Source organism: Pseudomonas sp. NPDC098740, from assembly GCF_044760065.1.
GTDB classification, from domain to species: domain Bacteria; phylum Pseudomonadota; class Gammaproteobacteria; order Pseudomonadales; family Pseudomonadaceae; genus Aquipseudomonas; species Aquipseudomonas rossensis.
On record NZ_JBIWAM010000020.1, the window covers coordinates 59,969 to 76,032 of the forward strand.

Genomic DNA, 16,064 nt, shown 5'->3' on the forward strand with positions numbered 1-16,064 from the left:
GCGGGCCAAAATCACAGGGGTCAGGCCATCGCCGTAGTCACACGGTCTGGCACTAACCGAGCATTTCAGGATCCAGGGCATTCGACCCAGGACCTCAAGAATTAGAAACGATAGGAGCGAAACAAATGAACAAGTCCACCTTGGCCCTGGCTGTGGCCGTAGGGGTTATGGCGCAGCAGGCAGGCGCCGCCGGTTTCATCGAAGACAGCAAGGCTACTTTGGGGCTGCGTAACTTCTACATCAACACCGATAACCGTAATGGCCATCCATCGGCAACGTCTAACACCAGGAGCAAGAACGCGGAATGGGGTCAAGGCTTCGATCTGCGCTTTATCTCGGGTTACACCCAAGGTACTGTCCAATTCGGTGTTGACGCCATTGGCCTGTATGGCGTGCGACTGGATTCCAGCCGCGAAGACCATGGCAACTATACCGGTACGGCTTCAGGCGGTACTGTGTTCCCAAGTGACGGCAACAAGGCTGTCCATGATTACGCCAGTTTGGGCGTGACCGGTAAGGTTAAGGTCTCTCAGACAGAGTTGAAGTTGGGTACTCTGCAACCAAAATTGCCGGTTATCGTGACTAACGACGGTCGTTTGCTGCCGCAAACTTTCCAGGGCGGTCAAATCACTACCAACGACATCAAAGACCTGACGTTGGTTGCCGGTCAGATTGAGAAGGCCAAGGGCCGTAACTCCACCGATAACGAAAGCCTGTCGCTGGCTGGTGCGAACACCCGCGGTGTGAACTTTCGCGACAGCAACAAATTCTACTACGCCGGTGGTGACTACAAGATCACCAAGGACCTGACTGCCCAGTACTACTACGGCAACCTGGAAGATTTCTACAAACAACACTTCCTCGGTCTGACCCATAACTGGTCGATCGGTCCGGGCGTTTTGAAGTCTGACCTGCGTTACTTCAACAGCTCCGATGACGGTGCCAACGGTCACGATACCGCTTACTACACATCGGGTAATTACGACGGTTTCCGCGCCGGTCGTGGCAAGGTCGACAACAACCTGTATAGCGGCTTGTTCCTGTACTCGGTTGCCGGTCACACCTTCGGAGGCGGCTATCAGGTCAGCAACGGCAGCAGCGACTTCCCTTGGCTGAATCAGGGTGACGGTTCGTCGGCTTATCTGACTACCGACATGCAGATCCAGAAATTCGCCCGTGCCGGCGAGCGTACCTGGCAAGCTCGTTACGCTTACGACTTCGCCAAGGTGGGCGTTCCTGGTTTGACCGCCGGAGTTGTCTACCTGAAGGGTAGCGACATCGATACCGTGGCCAACACTGCTGCTCGCGCCAAGACTACCGGTCAATCCGAGTGGGAACGTGACATCTCTGTTGCTTACGTCATTCAGGAAGGCCCGCTGAAAAACCTTGGCATTGCTTGGAGAAACGCTATGTGGCGCACCGACATGGTGGGCGTGCGCGACCAGGACGAAAACCGCCTGATCGTCAGCTACTCGCTCCCGCTGTTGTAATAGCACTCGCGCAACTGAAGTAAAAAAAAGCCCCGCCCGGCATCTCGCCGGGCGGGGCTTTTGCGTTTTCAAGTCAGGCTCACCCCCGTAAACCTTCCTCGAAATTTCCCTCTTTGTGCAGCAACTCAAGGCCTTCTCGAACCTTGTGGGTGATAGTCGTCCCGACCGCGGGCGAGGTCCAGTGAACACATTTTTAATATTCATTTACGATCTAAACAAATCGATATTTATTCTTTTTAATGAATAAGAAATGCAGGCACAGTTGACCTCAACAAGCACTCACCAGGAGCAGCACCATGAGCCTCAGACTGGGCGATATCGCCCCCGACTTTGAACAGGATTCCAGCGCCGGTACCCTCCGTTTCCACGAATGGCTGGGCGATAGCTGGGGCGTGCTGTTTTCCCACCCGGCGGACTTCACCCCGGTGTGCACCACCGAGTTGGGCTTCACTGCCAAGCTAAAGGACGAGTTTGCGCAGCGTGGTGTGAAAGCCATTGCCCTGTCCGTGGACCCGGTGGACTCGCACCACAAATGGATCGAAGACATCAACGAAACCCAGAACACCCTCGTCAACTTCCCCATCCTTGCCGATGCCGACCGCAAGGTCTCGGACCTCTACGACCTGATCCATCCCAACGCCAACGACACCCTGACCGTGCGTTCGCTGTTCGTGATCGACCCGAACAAAAAGGTTCGGCTGACCATCACCTACCCGGCGAGCACCGGGCGTAACTTCCATGAAATTCTGCGAGTGATCGACTCGCTGCAGCTCACCGACAACTACAAGGTGGCCACCCCGGCCAACTGGCAGGACGGTGATGAAGTAGTGATCGTGCCGTCGCTCAAGGACGAAGACGAAATCAAGAAACGCTTTCCCAAGGGCTATCGCGCGGTGAAGCCGTACCTGCGCCTGACGCCACAGCCGAACAGATAAACCTCCAGCACCTGCGGTGAGGCTGAAATCGCTATCGCGAGCAAGCTCGCTCCCACAGGTACAGCGCGCTCTAATGTGGGAGCGAGCTTGCTCGCGATGACGGCCGGCCAGGCGCCGCAGAATCCAGATTGAACCGTATCCACAAAGCAGGGGATTTCAGGCCGTTTTTACGGCCTATTTTTTTTTCCCGGAAAAAGGCATCTCGCATAGATCTACAAAGCATAACCAAATGAATAAATATGATTTATGGATATAACAATCACCTGTTAAGGTCACTTCCATCAAAGCGAGATCGCAAACCGCGAATCGCCAACACCGCTCAAGGAATCGTCTGAATGCTGGTCGTCTCACTCGGTGGCAGTCCCAGCCAACGCTCCCGTTCCGGGGTGCTGCTGGAGCGCTCCCAACGCTGGTTGCAGGAGCAAGGTGTGGAAGTGGTGAGTTACCAGGTGCGGGACTTCCCGGCCGAAGACTTGCTGCATGCACGCTTCGACAGCCCGAAGGTGATCGACCTGCTGCAACAGATTGAAAACGCCGATGGCCTGCTGATCGCCACGCCGGTCTACAAAGCGTCGTTCTCCGGCGCATTGAAAACTGTATTGGACCTGCTACCCGAGCGTGCCCTGGCCCACAAGGTGGTGTTGCCAATGGCCACCGGCGGCAGCATCGCTCACATGTTGGCGGTGGATTACGCGCTCAAGCCGGTGCTGTCGGCGTTGAAAGCCCAGGAAATGCTTCACGGGATTTTCGCCGTAGACAGCCAGATCGCTTACGGCGAAGGCAGCGTCCAGGCGCAGTTGGCACCGGAGCTGGAAGAAAGACTGAATGAATCACTGGAGCTGTTTTTCAGCGCCATGGCCCGACGGCCCAAGCCGATCGATCCGAACCTGTTGAATGAACGTTTGCTGAGTGCTCGCTGGAGCATTTAAGCCTCAATCGAATTTGATGTACTCCACCTTACTGGCCCGCTAACGGGCAAGCAGGTGCAGCCAAAACCCAACTGCAAAAAGGAGAGCGCCATGCGCACTGTCATTTTGCGTCGTGGTCTGGTCGCTCTGTTTGCTGCGGCTGTGTCCTTCGGCGTTATTTCTCAAGCACAAGCCGAGACGTTGCGAATCGGCTATCAAAAATACGGCACCCTGGTGCTGCTCAAAGCCAAAGGCACTTTGGAAAAACACCTCGCCGCCCAAGGCGTGGACGTGCAATGGACTGAATTCCCCGGCGGCCCGCAACTGCTCGAAGGCCTGAACGTCGGCTCCATCGACTTCGGCGTTACGGGTGAAACGCCACCCGTATTCGCTCAAGCCGCCGGCGCCGATCTGCTCTACGTCGCCTACGAACCACCAGCGCCTCACAGCGAAGCGATCCTGGTGCCGAAGGACTCGCCGATCAAATCGGTGCAGGACCTCAAGGGCAAGAAAGTCGTCCTGAACAAAGGCTCCAACGTTCACTACTTGCTGGTCCGCGCACTGGAAGACGCCGGCCTCAAATACACCGACATCCAGACCGTATTCCTCCCGCCGGCCGATGCCCGCGCCGCGTTCGAGCGTGGCAGCGTCGATGCCTGGGTGATCTGGGACCCGTACCAGGCTGCCGCCGAACAGCAACTGCAAGCACGCACGTTGCGTGATGGCCAAGGCATCGTCGACAACCATCAGTTCTACCTCGCGACCAAGCCTTATGCGCAGAAAAATCCTGAGGTGATCAAGACCCTCGTGGAAGAAGTGCGTGCGGTCGGCGAATGGTCCAAGGCCAATCCCGAAGACGTGACTAAACAAGTCTCGCCACTGCTCGGCCTGCCGGCAGATATCACCCTGACTTCGGTAAAACGCCAAGGCTATGGCGCGTTGTTCCTCACGCCTGAAGTGGTCGCCGCGCAACAGAAAATCGCCGACAGCTTCTACCAGCTCAAGCTGATTCCAAAGCCGCTGAGCATCAAAGACGTGATCTGGACGCCTCCGGCGGCCGTTGCCAAAGCTCAGTAATTCGAATCCCTAAGGAGACCACTCCATGAGCCTCAATATCTTCTGGTTCCTGCCTACCCACGGCGACGGCCATTACCTCGGCACCGCCGAAGGCGCTCGCGCCGTCGACCACGGTTATCTGCAACAAGTTGCGCAAGCGGCGGATCGGCTCATCTCTCACCTGGACGACGACACCATCGCTCGCGCTCAAGCTTCTCTGGCGCGCTTCGACTCGGTCGGTCAGCAACGCATGGCCGCGCTGCATGGCGGCAGCCGTGACAACCTGGAAGTCAGCCCCAACCTGTGGGCCGGTGTCGGTCTGGTGCGTGGCGGGGCCGGCACAGCGTTGGTGGGCGACGGTCCGACCGTGGCCGCTCGCGTGAAGGAATACGCGGACCTGGGCATCGATACGTTCATCTTCTCCGGTTATCCACACCTGGAAGAGTCGTACCGCGTCGCCGAATTGCTGTTCCCGCACCTCGATATCGAGCGCCCGGAATTGCCGAAAAGTGCCGGTTACGTCAGCCCGTTTGGTGAGATGGTCGCCAACGACATCCGCCCCAAAGCCGCGTCGCAGAGCTGAGGCGCGCCATGAAGAAACTTATCCATAACCTTGCGCCCTGGGCGTTGCCGGTGTTGCTGCTGGCGGTGTGGCAGTTGTCGGTGTCGGCGGGCTGGTTGTCGACACGGATTCTGCCGGCGCCAATCGCCGTCATCGAAGCCGGCGTCAGCCTGGTGCGCAGCGGTGAAATCTGGACGCACCTGGCGATCAGCGGCTGGCGTGCGGCGCTGGGCTTTGCCATCGGCGGCAGCATCGGTCTGACCCTGGGTTTCATCACTGGCCTGTCGAAATGGGGCGAGCGCCTGCTCGACAGTTCGGTGCAGATGATCCGCAACGTGCCGCACCTGGCGCTGATTCCGCTGGTGATCCTGTGGTTTGGCATTGATGAGTCGGCGAAGATTTTCCTGGTGGCGTTGGGCACATTGTTCCCGATCTACCTCAACACGTATCACGGCATCCGCAACGTCGATCCGGCGCTGGTGGAAATGTCCCGCAGTTATGGCTTGTCCGGTTTCAGCCTGTTCCGTCAGGTGATTCTGCCGGGCGCGCTGCCTTCGATTCTGGTCGGCGTGCGGTTTGCGCTGGGCTTCATGTGGCTGACGTTGATCGTCGCGGAAACCATTTCCGCCAGCTCCGGCATTGGCTATCTGGCGATGAATGCCCGGGAGTTCTTGCAGACCGACGTGGTGGTACTGGCGATTCTTTTGTACGCCGTGCTCGGCAAACTCGCCGACCTCGCGGCCCGCGGGCTTGAACGCGTGTGGTTGCGCTGGCACCCGGCCTATCAGGTTGTGAAAGGAGGTGCGGCATGACGGCTCAACAACCTCCACGCCTGCTGCGCGGGATTCCGCTGGCGGTGCGCAAACTGCAAAAAACCTTTGGCTCGCGGCAAGTGCTGCGCGAGATCGATCTGCACATCCCGGCCGGTCAGTTTGTCGCCGTGGTCGGTCGTAGCGGTTGCGGCAAAAGTACCTTGCTGCGCTTGCTCGCCGGTCTCGACAAACCCACGGGCGGTGAATCGCTCGCGGGTTCTGCGCCGCTCAGTGAGGCGCGGGAAGACACCCGATTGATGTTCCAGGAAGCGCGTTTGTTGCCCTGGAAAAAGGTCATCGACAACGTCGGCCTCGGGCTCAAGGGCAACTGGCGGCCACAAGCGCTGGAAGCGTTGGAGTCGGTCGGTCTGGCCGACCGCGCCAATGAATGGCCCGCCGCCTTGTCCGGCGGCCAGAAGCAACGAGTGGCCCTGGCCCGCGCATTGATCCATCAACCGCGGTTGCTGTTGCTGGACGAACCGCTGGGCGCACTGGATGCCCTGACCCGAATTGAAATGCAGCAGCTGATCGAACGGCTCTGGCAGAAGCACGGTTTCACCGTGTTGCTGGTCACCCACGACGTCAGTGAAGCGGTGGCGATTGCCGATCGGGTGATCCTGATTGAAGAGGGCGAAGTCGGCCTCGACCTGCACGTTGAGTTGCCGCGCCCTCGGGTTCGCGGCTCTCATCGGCTGGCGGCGCTGGAAACCGAAGTCCTCAATCGCGTGCTGGCGTTGCCCGGCGAGCCGCCGGCACCGGAACCTGTTTCACCATTGCCCACGCAATTGCGCTGGGCTCAATAACTCAAGCCTTATCCAACGACAGGAATCACCATCATGACGATCAAAGCCATCAACGTTCGTAACCAGTTCAAAGGCTCCATCAAGGAAATCGTACTCGGCGACGTACTGTCCGAAATCGACGTACAGACCGCTTCCGGCATCGTCACCTCGGTGATCACCACTCGCTCGGTGAAAGAGCTGGAACTGGTGGTCGGCAGCGAAGTGATCGCGTTTGTGAAATCCACCGAGGTGTCGATCGCCAAGTTGTAAGCGCGTGCATTGCGCTCAACCCTGAAGGGTGTGAACCCTTCGGGGTTTTTTATGCGCGGGTGTTCAGGGCTCGGGTGCGCAGCGCCAACCGTCGGCAGGCGCGTAGGTGCCGAGTGAAGACAGCAGGCGTGGGTCGCTGAATAGCTCGCTGGCGTTGGGATCAATGTCTGCCGGCAACAGTGGCTGGCCGGTCAGCATGGGCAGTGTGGAGTAGTCGATGTGCCACGGCGATTGTCCGGCGTGGTGACGGCCGAAAGAGAGTTCGCAGGCAAGCTGCGGCTGAGCGGTGGCCGAGTCGATGTGTTCGCGCAAATGACCACCGGGTTCCAGCGCGACAACCCGGCTGGCGGCGAACAGAAAGTAGTCACCGGCCAGCACCAGGCAGGCAACGCGCGTTGGATCATCGACCGCCTGCAACCACTGACCGCGACAGGTGCCGCGAGAGTCCGGCAGCCGCTCCCAGATCTCGTAGTAGCTGTCGTCCAGGGCGGTTTCGATCAGGCGTTCGCTGGTTTCAAAATGCATGCGCCCGATGTCTTCTTCGGCGCTGATGGGCTGGTAGTCGAGTTTGCGATGCCACTGGCAAATGTCGCCGTCGACCTGGGTTACGCCGGCGAAGCCTTTTTGCTCGCTCAGGGTCAGCAAATCAGCGTGATTCAGTTGTTCCAGCGGCAAGGCCGGAAGCGGGGCAGGCGGGATGCGCAGGTCGGCAAACAAGCGCGGGGTTTGCAACCAGTACACGGCCGTTTCGCTGTCGACGCGCCCCGACTGGAATTTGATCAGGCGTCGTTGCCACACGCCAAGGTAGTTGTCTGGAACGTGTGCCATGAACACCTCGTTGCGTTATGCGTCGCGCTTGGACAGGTAGGGCGGCAAATACAGGCCCAGATAGGCGTCGAATACCCGCATGCCTTCTTCGGCCATGCGTGGGGTGATCTGTCCGTGTTGTTGCACCGAGCGCGCATAGACGCGGTCGCCGAGCTCCATGGCCAGGGCAAACACATCGACATCGGTCGGAAGCTTCGGCAATTCGAAGTGATGATCGAAGAGTTTGTGCATCAAGTCGCCGAGTTCGATGTCGTGCTGACGGTCGGCCTGGGTGACCTCGGTCAAACCGTGCTGGGCAAGAATGAGCTGGCGGGCGGCGGCGTCTTCGCTGTAGATCGCGAGCATGCGTTGTTCCACCAGTCGCGACAGATCGCGCCAGCCGTTGAGGGCGTCATGGTCGATGGGGGCTTGCAGGCAGGCACGGAACGCAGCGTGGACGTCGGCCGTCAGGGCTTCGAGCAGCGCCGGGACGCTGGCGAAGAAGTGGTAGACGGAGGAGGGCGGGATCTCTGCGCGTTCAGCGACGCTGTAGATCGACAGGCTGGCCACGCCCTCGGCAGCCAGCAGCGTGCGGGCGGCATCGAGTATCGAATCGATCCGGGCCTGGCTGCGAGCGCGGGGTTTGCGTGGGGTGGCGAGTCGGGTCATTGGTGTCTCCTGCGGGGCAGCGGGCATTGTACGAGCAGGTATCTATGTTGTCTGCCAGGACGCCATCGCGAGCAAGCTCGCTCCCACATTTGATCGATGTTGAATGCAGATTTTGTGGTCAAAGAAGATCCCTGTGGGAGCGAGCTTGCTCGCGATGAATGCAACTCGGTTTAACTGAAGGAACGCATAAAAAAACGCCGCAAGCTGTGAGGCCTGCGGCGTTGTTTTTACTGCAACCGCTTACACAGTATGCAGGTACCAGTTGTACTCGAGGTCGGAGATGGAGTGTTCGAACTCTTCCAGCTCGCTCTCTTTACATGCGACGAAGATATCGATGTATTTCGGATCGATGTACTTGGCCATGACTTCGCTGTCGTCCAGCTCACGCAATGCATCGCGCAGGTTGTTCGGCAGGCTTTGCTCGTTCTGCTCGTAGGAGTTGCCTTCCACGGGTGCGCCCGGCTCGATCTTGTTGGTCAGGCCGTGATGCACGCCTGCCAGGACCGAAGCCATCAGCAGGTACGGGTTGGCATCCGCGCCGGCAACGCGGTGTTCCAGACGGACCGCGTCGGCGGAACCGGTTGGCACACGTACCGCAACAGTGCGGTTGTCCAGACCCCAGCACGGGGCATTCGGCACGTAGAACTGTGCGCCGAAACGACGGTAGGAGTTGACGTTCGGGCACAGGAAAGCCATCTGCGCCGGTAGGGTCTCGAGCACACCGCCGATCGCGTGACGCAGTGCGGCGTTCTGCTCGGGATCCTCACTGGCAAAAATGTTTTTGCCGTCTCTATCAAGAATCGAGACGTGGACGTGCAGACCGTTACCCGCCTGGCCCGGGTAAGGCTTGGCCATGAAGGTGGTGTCCATCTCATGGTCGTAGGCGATGTTTTTGATCAGACGCTTGAGCAGAACTGCGTAGTCGCAGGCCTTGATCGGGTCGGCCACGTGGTGCAGGTTCACTTCGAACTGCGCCGGGGCACTTTCCTTGACGATCGCGTCGGCAGGGATGCCTTGCTCTTTCGCACCTTCCAGAATGTCCTGGAGGCAGTCGACGTATTCGTCGAGGTCGTCGATCAGGTAGACCTGTGTCGAGTGCGGGCGTTTGCCGGACACTGGCGAGCGTGGCGGTTGCGGACGACCGTTCACGTTCTCCTGGTCGATCAGGTAGAACTCCAGTTCGAACGCGGCGCAGATGGTCAGGCCCATCTCGTCGAACTTGCGCACGACATTGGCCAGCACTTCTCGCGGGTCGGCAAAGAACGGCTGGCCTTCCAGTTCGTGCATGGTCATCAACAGTTGCGCGGTAGGGCGCTTCTGCCAAGGCTCGTTGCACAGGGTGTCAGGGATTGGATAGCAGATTCGGTCAGCATCGCCGATGTCCAGACCCAGGCCGGTGCTTTCCACCGTCGAGCCATTGATATCCAGAGCAAATAGAGAGGCCGGCAGGTTGATGCCTTTCTCGTAAACCTTGTGGAGGCTGGTGCGTTCAATGCGCTTGCCGCGCACCACCCCATTCATATCCGCAATCAGAAGGTCAACGTACAGAACCTCAGGATGTTCCTTAAGGAACGCGTTCGCTTCGTTAAGCTGAACGGCACGCGGGGGTACCGACATGATGCAACACCTTTGTTGTTAAAAATATCAATCATTGATCTCTTCGGGTTTCAGTCAACCCGAACGGCATGCCGAAGTCAAGCGAGGCCTTTTTTGCCCTAAAAAAGCACCCGTGGGGCTTTTTTGAGGCACTTTGGGGCGTTTTTATGCCTTTGAGCGCTTTAGCGTCTGCGGGCTTGAGCGGGCCGTGTTGTATTTTTTACGGGGGTGTTGTGTAAAAAAATGAACAAGGCTAAGCTCGATTCAAACCCATAACAGCAATAATACCGGGGTGCTTCATGTCTCGCCTGCCGTTAATCGGCGTCACCGCCTGCTCTAAGCAGATCGGTCTGCATGCTTATCACATCAGTGGCGATCCGTACGTCCACGCCAAGGCCAGCCTTGCCAGCGGTGTATCGTCGACTCTTCCTTCCCCGGCTGCTTTTGTGCCTCCGTCCGATATTCTGGACGGTCTGCACGACATTCTCTTTACTGCCTCTGTTTCCAATATAGAACCGTTTTACTTCAACGGCCCGGCCATTGCGTCGGGCCCTGCTCATGATTCTGCACGCCCGGCTACGCTCTCCCTGCCCCCTGCTCTGGTCGCTGCGGGTCTTTGTGCGCGGCCCTTGCAGTGGCAATCTGTATCACGCGACGCCGATGCGTCAAACAACGCCTGACTTATAAGAGTCAGGAAACTCAGCCTAGAGGCATTTATGAGTAACAACCTCGACCAGCTCACCGATTGGTTGAAAGACCACAAGATCACAGAAGTCGAATGCATGATCGCCGACTTGACCGGGATCACCCGGGGCAAGATTTCGCCGACCAACAAGTTCATTGCCGAAAAAGGCATGCGCCTGCCCGAGAGCGTTCTGTTGCAGACCGTGACCGGCGACTATGTCGAAGACGACATCTATTACGAACTGCTCGACCCGGCCGACATCGACATGATCTGCCGCCCCGACCAGAACGCGGTATTCCTGGTGCCCTGGGCCATCGAGCCCACCGCTCAGGTGATCCACGACACCTACGACAAGCAAGGTAACCCGATCGAGCTGTCGCCGCGCAACGTGCTCAAAAAGGTGCTGAAACTCTACTCCGACAGGGGCTGGCAGCCGATCGTGGCGCCAGAAATGGAGTTCTACCTGACCAAGCGCTGCGAAGACCCGGACTTCCCGCTGCAACCGCCGGTTGGCCGCTCAGGTCGCCCGGAAACCGGTCGTCAGTCCTTCTCGATTGAAGCGGCAAACGAATTCGATCCGTTGTTCGAAGACGTCTACGACTGGTGCGAATTGCAGGAGCTGGACCTCGACACGCTGATCCACGAGGACGGCACGGCGCAGATGGAAATCAACTTCCGTCACGGCGATGCCCTGTCCCTGGCCGACCAGATCCTGGTGTTCAAGCGCACCATGCGCGAAGCCGCGCTCAAGCACAACGTGGCGGCGACGTTCATGGCCAAGCCCATGACTGGCGAGCCGGGCAGCGCGATGCACTTGCACCAGAGCATCATCGACATCGAGACCGGCAAGAACGTCTTCTCCAACGAAGACGGGTCCATGAGCCAGTTGTTCCTGAACCACATCGGTGGTTTGCAGAAACTGATCCCCGAGTTGTTGCCGCTGTTCGCGCCGAACGTGAACTCGTTCCGCCGCTTCCTGCCGGACACTTCGGCACCGGTGAACGTGGAGTGGGGCGAAGAGAACCGCACCGTGGGCCTGCGGGTTCCGGATGCCGGGCCGCAAAACCGTCGGGTGGAAAACCGCCTGCCGGGCGCCGACGCCAACCCGTACCTGGCGATTGCCGCGAGCCTGCTCTGCGGTTACATCGGCATGGTCGAAGGTTTGAACCCGAGTGCGCCGGTGGTGGGGCGTGGCTATGAACGCCGCAACCTGCGCCTGCCACTGACCATCGAAGACGCGCTGGAACGCATGGAACACAGCGCGACTATCGAGAAATACCTGGGCAAAAAATTCATCACTGGCTACGTCGCGGTCAAGCGGGCCGAGCATGAAAACTTCAAGCGCGTGATCAGTTCGTGGGAGCGGGAATTCCTGCTCTTCGCCGTCTGATGCGCCGGGCGCCGCTGATATTGGCGGCGCCTTCACTGAAATCTTAGGAGAATTCGCATGACCAGCAACAACCCGCAAACCCGTGAATGGCAAACCCTGAGCAACGATCACCACCTGGCGCCGTTCAGCGATTTCAAGCAGCTGAAAGAGAAAGGCCCACGGATCATCACCAACGCCAAGGGCGTTTACCTCTGGGACAGCGAAGGCAACAAGATCCTCGACGGCATGGCCGGCCTGTGGTGCGTGGCGATCGGCTACGGTCGCGATGAACTGGCCGATGCCGCCAGTAAACAAATGCGCGAACTGCCTTACTACAACCTGTTCTTCCAGACGGCTCACCCGCCGGTGCTGGAACTGGCCAAGGCCATCTCCGACATCGCGCCACAAGGCATGAACCACGTGTTCTTCACCGGTTCCGGCTCTGAAGGCAACGACACCATGCTGCGTATGGTTCGTCACTACTGGGCGATCAAGGGTCAGCCGAAGAAGAAAGTCATCATCAGCCGCAAGAACGGCTATCACGGTTCCACCGTGGCCGGCGCGAGCCTGGGTGGCATGACGTACATGCACGAACAAGGCGACTTGCCGATCCCGGGCATCGTCCACATCGCGCAGCCGTACTGGTTCGCTGAAGGCGGCGAGATGACACCGGAAGAGTTCGGTATCTGGGCGGCCAATCAGCTGGAAGAGAAGATTCTGGAAGTCGGCGTGGCCAACGTCGGTGCCTTTATTGCCGAGCCGATCCAGGGCGCCGGCGGCGTGATCATTCCGCCAGACACCTACTGGCCGCGCATCAAGGAAATCCTCGCCAAGTACGACATCCTGTTCGTGGCGGACGAAGTGATCTGTGGTTTCGGCCGCACCGGTGAGTGGTTCGGTTCCGATTTCTACGACCTCAGACCCGACATGATGACCATCGCCAAAGGCCTGACGTCCGGCTACATCCCTATGGGTGGCCTGATCGTGCGTGACGAAGTGGTTGCGGTGCTCAATGAAGGTGGCGATTTCAACCACGGTTTCACCTATTCCGGGCACCCGGTAGCGGCTGCGGTGGCGCTGGAAAACATCCGCATCCTGCGCGAAGAAAAAATTATCGAGCGCGTTCATGCAGAAACGGCACCCTATTTGCAAAAGCGTCTACGGGAACTGAACGATCACCCATTGGTGGGGGAAGTCCGCGGCGTGGGGCTGCTGGGGGCGATCGAGCTGGTGCAGGACAAGGCCACTCGCAAGCGTTACGAAGGCAAGGGCGCCGGCATGATTTGCCGCACGTTCTGCTTCGAAAACGGCCTGATCATGCGCGCCGTCGGCGACACCATGATCATTGCTCCACCACTGGTGATTACACCGGCAGAAATCGATGAGTTGGTGACCAAGGCACGCAAGTGTCTGGACCTGACCCTGAGTGCGTTGCAGGGCTAAGTGCTAGGCTCTGAGCGGGGTGCGAAGTTCGCATTTCGCTCAGCGCAAACAAAGGATGGGTCTTTCCTTGAAAGCCTGCCTGGGATCTTGCCAGACTACCGGTTGTTTTAGTTGCCCAGGAATAGGCCGCTGGCTCTTGGTTAACAAGAACGTGGTTAAAAAGAAAAATTGGAGCATTACCCATGAAGGCATTAGGTATGAAGATAGCTGGCAAGACCCTCCTCGCCATGTCCCTGATGGGCGTGATGGCGGGCGCAGTTCAGGCGGACGACAAGGTTCTTCACGTGTACAACTGGTCCGATTACATCGCACCGGATACCGTCAAGAAGTTCGAAGCCGAGTCGGGGATCAAGGTTGTTTACGACGTATTCGACAGTAACGAAACCCTGGAAGCCAAGTTGCTGGCAGGCAAGTCCGGCTACGACATCGTCGTACCGTCGAACAACTTCCTGGCCAAGCAGATCAAGGCCGGCGTTTACCAGAAGCTCGACAAGTCCAAGCTGCCTAACTGGAAGAACCTGAACCCTGACCTGCTTAAAGCAGTATCGGTAAGCGACCCGGGCAACGAACACGCTTTCCCGTACATGTGGGGTTCGATCGGTGTCGGCTTCAACGCCGAGAAGGTCAAGGCTGCACTGGGTGCCGATGCGCCAACCAATTCCTGGGACCTGATCTTCAAACCTGAAAACGCCGCCAAGTTGAAGTCGTGCGGTATCAGCTTCCTCGATTCGCCAACCGAGATGATTCCGGTGGCGTTGCACTACCTGGGCTATCCAACCGACAGCCAGGACAAAAAACAACTGGCCGAAGCCGAAGCACTGTTCCTGAAGATTCGTCCTTCGGTGGGCTACTTCCACTCGTCCAAGTACATTTCCGACCTGGCCAACGGCAACATCTGCGTGGCCGTGGGTTACTCGGGTGACATCTACCAGGCCAAGTCCCGCGCGGCTGAAGCCGGTGACAAGGTAAAAGTCAGCTACAACATTCCGAAAGAAGGTGCCGGCAGCTTCTACGACATGGTCGCCATCCCTAAAGATGCCGAAAACGTCGAAGGCGCCTACAAGTTCATGACCTTCCTGCAGAAGCCGGAAATCATGGCTGAAATCACCAACGCCGTACGCTTCCCGAACGGAAACGCGGCCGCCACCGCATTGGTCGATAAAGACATCACCGCCGACCCAGGCATCTACCCACCAGCGGACGTGCTGGCCAAGCTGTACGCGATTGCCGACTTGCCGGCCGCGACCCAGCGGCTCATGACCCGCAGCTGGACCAAGATCAAATCCGGTAAGTAAGTAAAACCCTGTAGCAGCTGCCGCAGGCTGCGTTGAGGTCCGAAGGACCTCCGCTTTTCGACAGCACAACGGCTTCGCAGTTGAACGCAGCCTGCGGCAGCTGCTACAGGGATCTTCATAAAGTTTGCTGGAACGGTTTTTCGAGGGTAAGTTGCGCGCCGGTTTTGTTGCCAGGCAGCCATGGCTGTCATGTAACGCGGGGCAACTTGGGCCCAACTAATTTTAGAGGACCTCCACGTGCCTATTTTTTCTTTGTTGCGCAATGCACTGCTGGTCGGCGCCGGACTGACGCTTGCCGTTAGTGTCCAGGCGGCCGGCACTGTGCATATTTATAACTGGTCGGACTACATCGGTTCGACGACTCTGGCCGACTTCCAGAAAGAGACCGGCATCAAACCGGTGTATGACGTTTTCGATTCTAACGAAACCCTGGAAGGCAAGTTGCTGGCCGGGCGTACCGGTTATGACGTGGTCGTGCCGTCCAACCACTTCCTTGGCAAGCAGATCAAGGCCGGTGCTTTCCAGAAACTCGACAAGTCCAAGCTCACCCACTATGCCAACCTCGACCCGGTGCTGCTCAAGCGCCTGGAGCAAAACGATCCGGGTAACCTGTACGCCGTACCGTATCTGTGGGGCACCAACGGCATCGGTTACAACGTCGACAAGGTCAAGGCTGTGCTGGGCCTCGACAAGATCGATTCCTGGGATGTGGTGTTCGAACCGGAGAACATCAAGAAACTGCACAGCTGCGGCGTGGCGTTCCTCGACTCCGCCGATGAAATGATGCCCACGGTCCTCAACTACATGGGCCTGAACGCCAACAGCACCAACCCTGAAGACTACAAAAAGGCCGAAGCCAAGTTGCTGGCGGTGCGGCCTTACGTGACCTATTTCCACTCGTCCAAATACATCGCGGACCTGGCCAACGGCGATATCTGCGTGGCGATCGGCTTTTCCGGCGACATGTTCCAGGCCAAGGCCCGTGCGGCTGAAGCCGGCAAAGGCATGAACATCGCCTACTCGATTCCGAAAGAGGGCGGCGCGCTCTGGTTCGACATGCTGGCGATCCCCAAGGATGCGGCCAACGTCAAGGAAGCCCATGCCTTCATCAACTATTTGCTGAAACCCGAGGTGATCGCCCAGGTCAGTGATTACGTGGGTTACGCCAACCCTAACCCAGGGGCGGACACACTGATGGAACAGTCCATTCGCACCGACAAGTCGGTTTATCCACCGCAAGCCGTCCTCGACAAGACTTACGTGTCTATCGAGTTACCACCAAACATTCAACGTTTGATGACCCGCAGCTGGACCAAGGTCAAGTCGGGTAAATAGCTACAAAGGCTCAAATTATCCAAGGTTGGCTCACCTTGAGCGAACTGCAC

The 16,064-nt window shown here is 58.4% G+C and carries 14 protein-coding genes and 2 pseudogenes; 13 read left to right on the top strand and 3 right to left on the bottom strand.

Annotated features, from left to right (window positions below):
* Positions 1 to 125: 125 nt before the first annotated feature.
* From ACIQU2_RS21860 to ACIQU2_RS21895, 8 genes and pseudogenes are all read left to right on the top strand, one after another.
* Positions 126 to 1,490 (top strand): OprD family porin, encoded by a 1,365-nt coding sequence (locus tag ACIQU2_RS21860; RefSeq protein WP_403143929.1) that lies wholly within the window; start codon positions 126 to 128, stop codon positions 1,488 to 1,490.
* Positions 1,491 to 1,786: 296 nt separating this feature from the next.
* Positions 1,787 to 2,425 (top strand): peroxiredoxin, encoded by a 639-nt coding sequence (locus tag ACIQU2_RS21865; protein WP_129440176.1) that lies wholly within the window; start codon positions 1,787 to 1,789, stop codon positions 2,423 to 2,425.
* Positions 2,426 to 2,760: 335 nt separating this feature from the next.
* Positions 2,761 to 3,354 carry an NADPH-dependent FMN reductase gene (gene ssuE / locus ACIQU2_RS21870; protein ID WP_008150435.1) on the top strand — a complete coding sequence of 198 codons (594 nt, stop codon included), beginning with the start codon at positions 2,761 to 2,763 and terminating at the stop codon, positions 3,352 to 3,354.
* Between the two features lie 90 nt (positions 3,355 to 3,444).
* Positions 3,445 to 4,410: a sulfonate ABC transporter substrate-binding protein gene (locus ACIQU2_RS21875; protein WP_403143931.1), complete on the top strand. Its 966-nt coding sequence runs from the start codon at positions 3,445 to 3,447 to the stop codon at positions 4,408 to 4,410.
* Positions 4,411 to 4,531: 121 nt separating this feature from the next.
* Positions 4,532 to 4,972, top strand: a pseudogene (locus ACIQU2_RS21880) (alkanesulfonate monooxygenase); the annotation flags it as partial.
* A gap of 8 nt (positions 4,973 to 4,980) precedes the next feature.
* Entirely contained in the window at positions 4,981 to 5,763 is a 783-nt protein-coding gene (gene ssuC / locus ACIQU2_RS21885) for an aliphatic sulfonate ABC transporter permease SsuC (RefSeq protein WP_008150441.1), read from the top strand.
* The gene (gene ssuB / locus ACIQU2_RS21890) at positions 5,760 to 6,566 is read left to right on the top strand and encodes an aliphatic sulfonates ABC transporter ATP-binding protein (RefSeq protein ID WP_403143933.1); all 807 of its coding nucleotides are present in this window, start codon (positions 5,760 to 5,762) and stop codon (positions 6,564 to 6,566) included. The genes ssuC and ssuB overlap by 4 nt, the downstream gene beginning before the upstream one ends.
* A 33-nt stretch (positions 6,567 to 6,599) precedes the next feature.
* Entirely contained in the window at positions 6,600 to 6,815 is a 216-nt protein-coding gene (locus ACIQU2_RS21895) for a molybdopterin-binding protein (protein ID WP_003229256.1), read from the top strand.
* Positions 6,816 to 6,878: 63 nt separating this feature from the next.
* Here ACIQU2_RS21895 and ACIQU2_RS21900 read toward each other — a convergent pair whose 3' ends face one another.
* From ACIQU2_RS21900 to ACIQU2_RS21910, 3 genes are all read right to left on the bottom strand, one after another.
* The gene (locus ACIQU2_RS21900) at positions 6,879 to 7,643 is read right to left on the bottom strand and encodes a hypothetical protein (protein ID WP_403143934.1); all 765 of its coding nucleotides are present in this window, start codon (positions 7,641 to 7,643) and stop codon (positions 6,879 to 6,881) included.
* A 15-nt stretch (positions 7,644 to 7,658) separates the two neighbouring features.
* Positions 7,659 to 8,291, bottom strand: coding sequence for a TetR/AcrR family transcriptional regulator (locus ACIQU2_RS21905; protein WP_347802450.1), 633 nt, complete (start codon positions 8,289 to 8,291; stop codon positions 7,659 to 7,661).
* 240 nt (positions 8,292 to 8,531) lie between these two features.
* The gene (locus ACIQU2_RS21910) at positions 8,532 to 9,908 is read right to left on the bottom strand and encodes a glutamine synthetase family protein (protein ID WP_134420785.1); all 1,377 of its coding nucleotides are present in this window, start codon (positions 9,906 to 9,908) and stop codon (positions 8,532 to 8,534) included.
* 278 nt (positions 9,909 to 10,186) lie between these two features.
* Here ACIQU2_RS21910 and ACIQU2_RS21915 point away from each other — a divergent pair.
* The 5 genes and pseudogenes from ACIQU2_RS21915 to ACIQU2_RS21935 all read left to right on the top strand — a co-directional run.
* A pseudogene (locus ACIQU2_RS21915) lies at positions 10,187 to 10,504 on the top strand (gamma-glutamyl-gamma-aminobutyrate hydrolase family protein); the annotation flags it as partial.
* A 99-nt stretch (positions 10,505 to 10,603) separates the two neighbouring features.
* Positions 10,604 to 11,962: a glutamine synthetase family protein gene (locus ACIQU2_RS21920; protein ID WP_347802449.1), complete on the top strand. Its 1,359-nt coding sequence runs from the start codon at positions 10,604 to 10,606 to the stop codon at positions 11,960 to 11,962.
* A gap of 57 nt (positions 11,963 to 12,019) precedes the next feature.
* A complete protein-coding gene (locus tag ACIQU2_RS21925) occupies positions 12,020 to 13,384 on the top strand; it encodes an aspartate aminotransferase family protein (protein WP_403143937.1) in 1,365 nt (454 codons plus the stop codon).
* Positions 13,385 to 13,581: 197 nt separating this feature from the next.
* Complete coding sequence (locus ACIQU2_RS21930; RefSeq protein ID WP_403143965.1) at positions 13,582 to 14,679, top strand: polyamine ABC transporter substrate-binding protein; 1,098 nt, start codon at positions 13,582 to 13,584, stop codon at positions 14,677 to 14,679.
* 237 nt (positions 14,680 to 14,916) lie between these two features.
* Positions 14,917 to 16,014 carry a polyamine ABC transporter substrate-binding protein gene (locus tag ACIQU2_RS21935; protein ID WP_403143939.1) on the top strand — a complete coding sequence of 366 codons (1,098 nt, stop codon included), beginning with the start codon at positions 14,917 to 14,919 and terminating at the stop codon, positions 16,012 to 16,014.
* Positions 16,015 to 16,064: the final 50 nt, after the last annotated feature.

Bases quoted from the DNA above. Each gene is read 5' to 3' on its own strand.
- ACIQU2_RS21865 (WP_129440176.1), top strand. From the start codon at position 1,787: ATGAGCCTCAGACTGGGCGATATCGCCCCCGACTTTGAACAGGATTCC.
- ACIQU2_RS21875 (WP_403143931.1), top strand. From the start codon at position 3,445: ATGCGCACTGTCATTTTGCGTCGTGGTCTGGTCGCTCTGTTTGCTGCG.
- ACIQU2_RS21900 (WP_403143934.1), bottom strand. From the start codon at position 7,643: ATGGCACACGTTCCAGACAACTACCTTGGCGTGTGGCAACGACGCCTG.
- ACIQU2_RS21925 (WP_403143937.1), top strand. From the start codon at position 12,020: ATGACCAGCAACAACCCGCAAACCCGTGAATGGCAAACCCTGAGCAAC.
- ACIQU2_RS21920 (WP_347802449.1), top strand. From the start codon at position 10,604: ATGAGTAACAACCTCGACCAGCTCACCGATTGGTTGAAAGACCACAAG.
- ACIQU2_RS21905 (WP_347802450.1), bottom strand. From the start codon at position 8,291: ATGACCCGACTCGCCACCCCACGCAAACCCCGCGCTCGCAGCCAGGCC.
- ACIQU2_RS21910 (WP_134420785.1), bottom strand. From the start codon at position 9,908: ATGTCGGTACCCCCGCGTGCCGTTCAGCTTAACGAAGCGAACGCGTTC.
- ACIQU2_RS21895 (WP_003229256.1), top strand. From the start codon at position 6,600: ATGACGATCAAAGCCATCAACGTTCGTAACCAGTTCAAAGGCTCCATC.
- ssuB (WP_403143933.1), top strand. From the start codon at position 5,760: ATGACGGCTCAACAACCTCCACGCCTGCTGCGCGGGATTCCGCTGGCG.
- ssuE (WP_008150435.1), top strand. From the start codon at position 2,761: ATGCTGGTCGTCTCACTCGGTGGCAGTCCCAGCCAACGCTCCCGTTCC.
- ACIQU2_RS21930 (WP_403143965.1), top strand. From the start codon at position 13,582: ATGAAGATAGCTGGCAAGACCCTCCTCGCCATGTCCCTGATGGGCGTG.
- ssuC (WP_008150441.1), top strand. From the start codon at position 4,981: ATGAAGAAACTTATCCATAACCTTGCGCCCTGGGCGTTGCCGGTGTTG.
- ACIQU2_RS21860 (WP_403143929.1), top strand. From the start codon at position 126: ATGAACAAGTCCACCTTGGCCCTGGCTGTGGCCGTAGGGGTTATGGCG.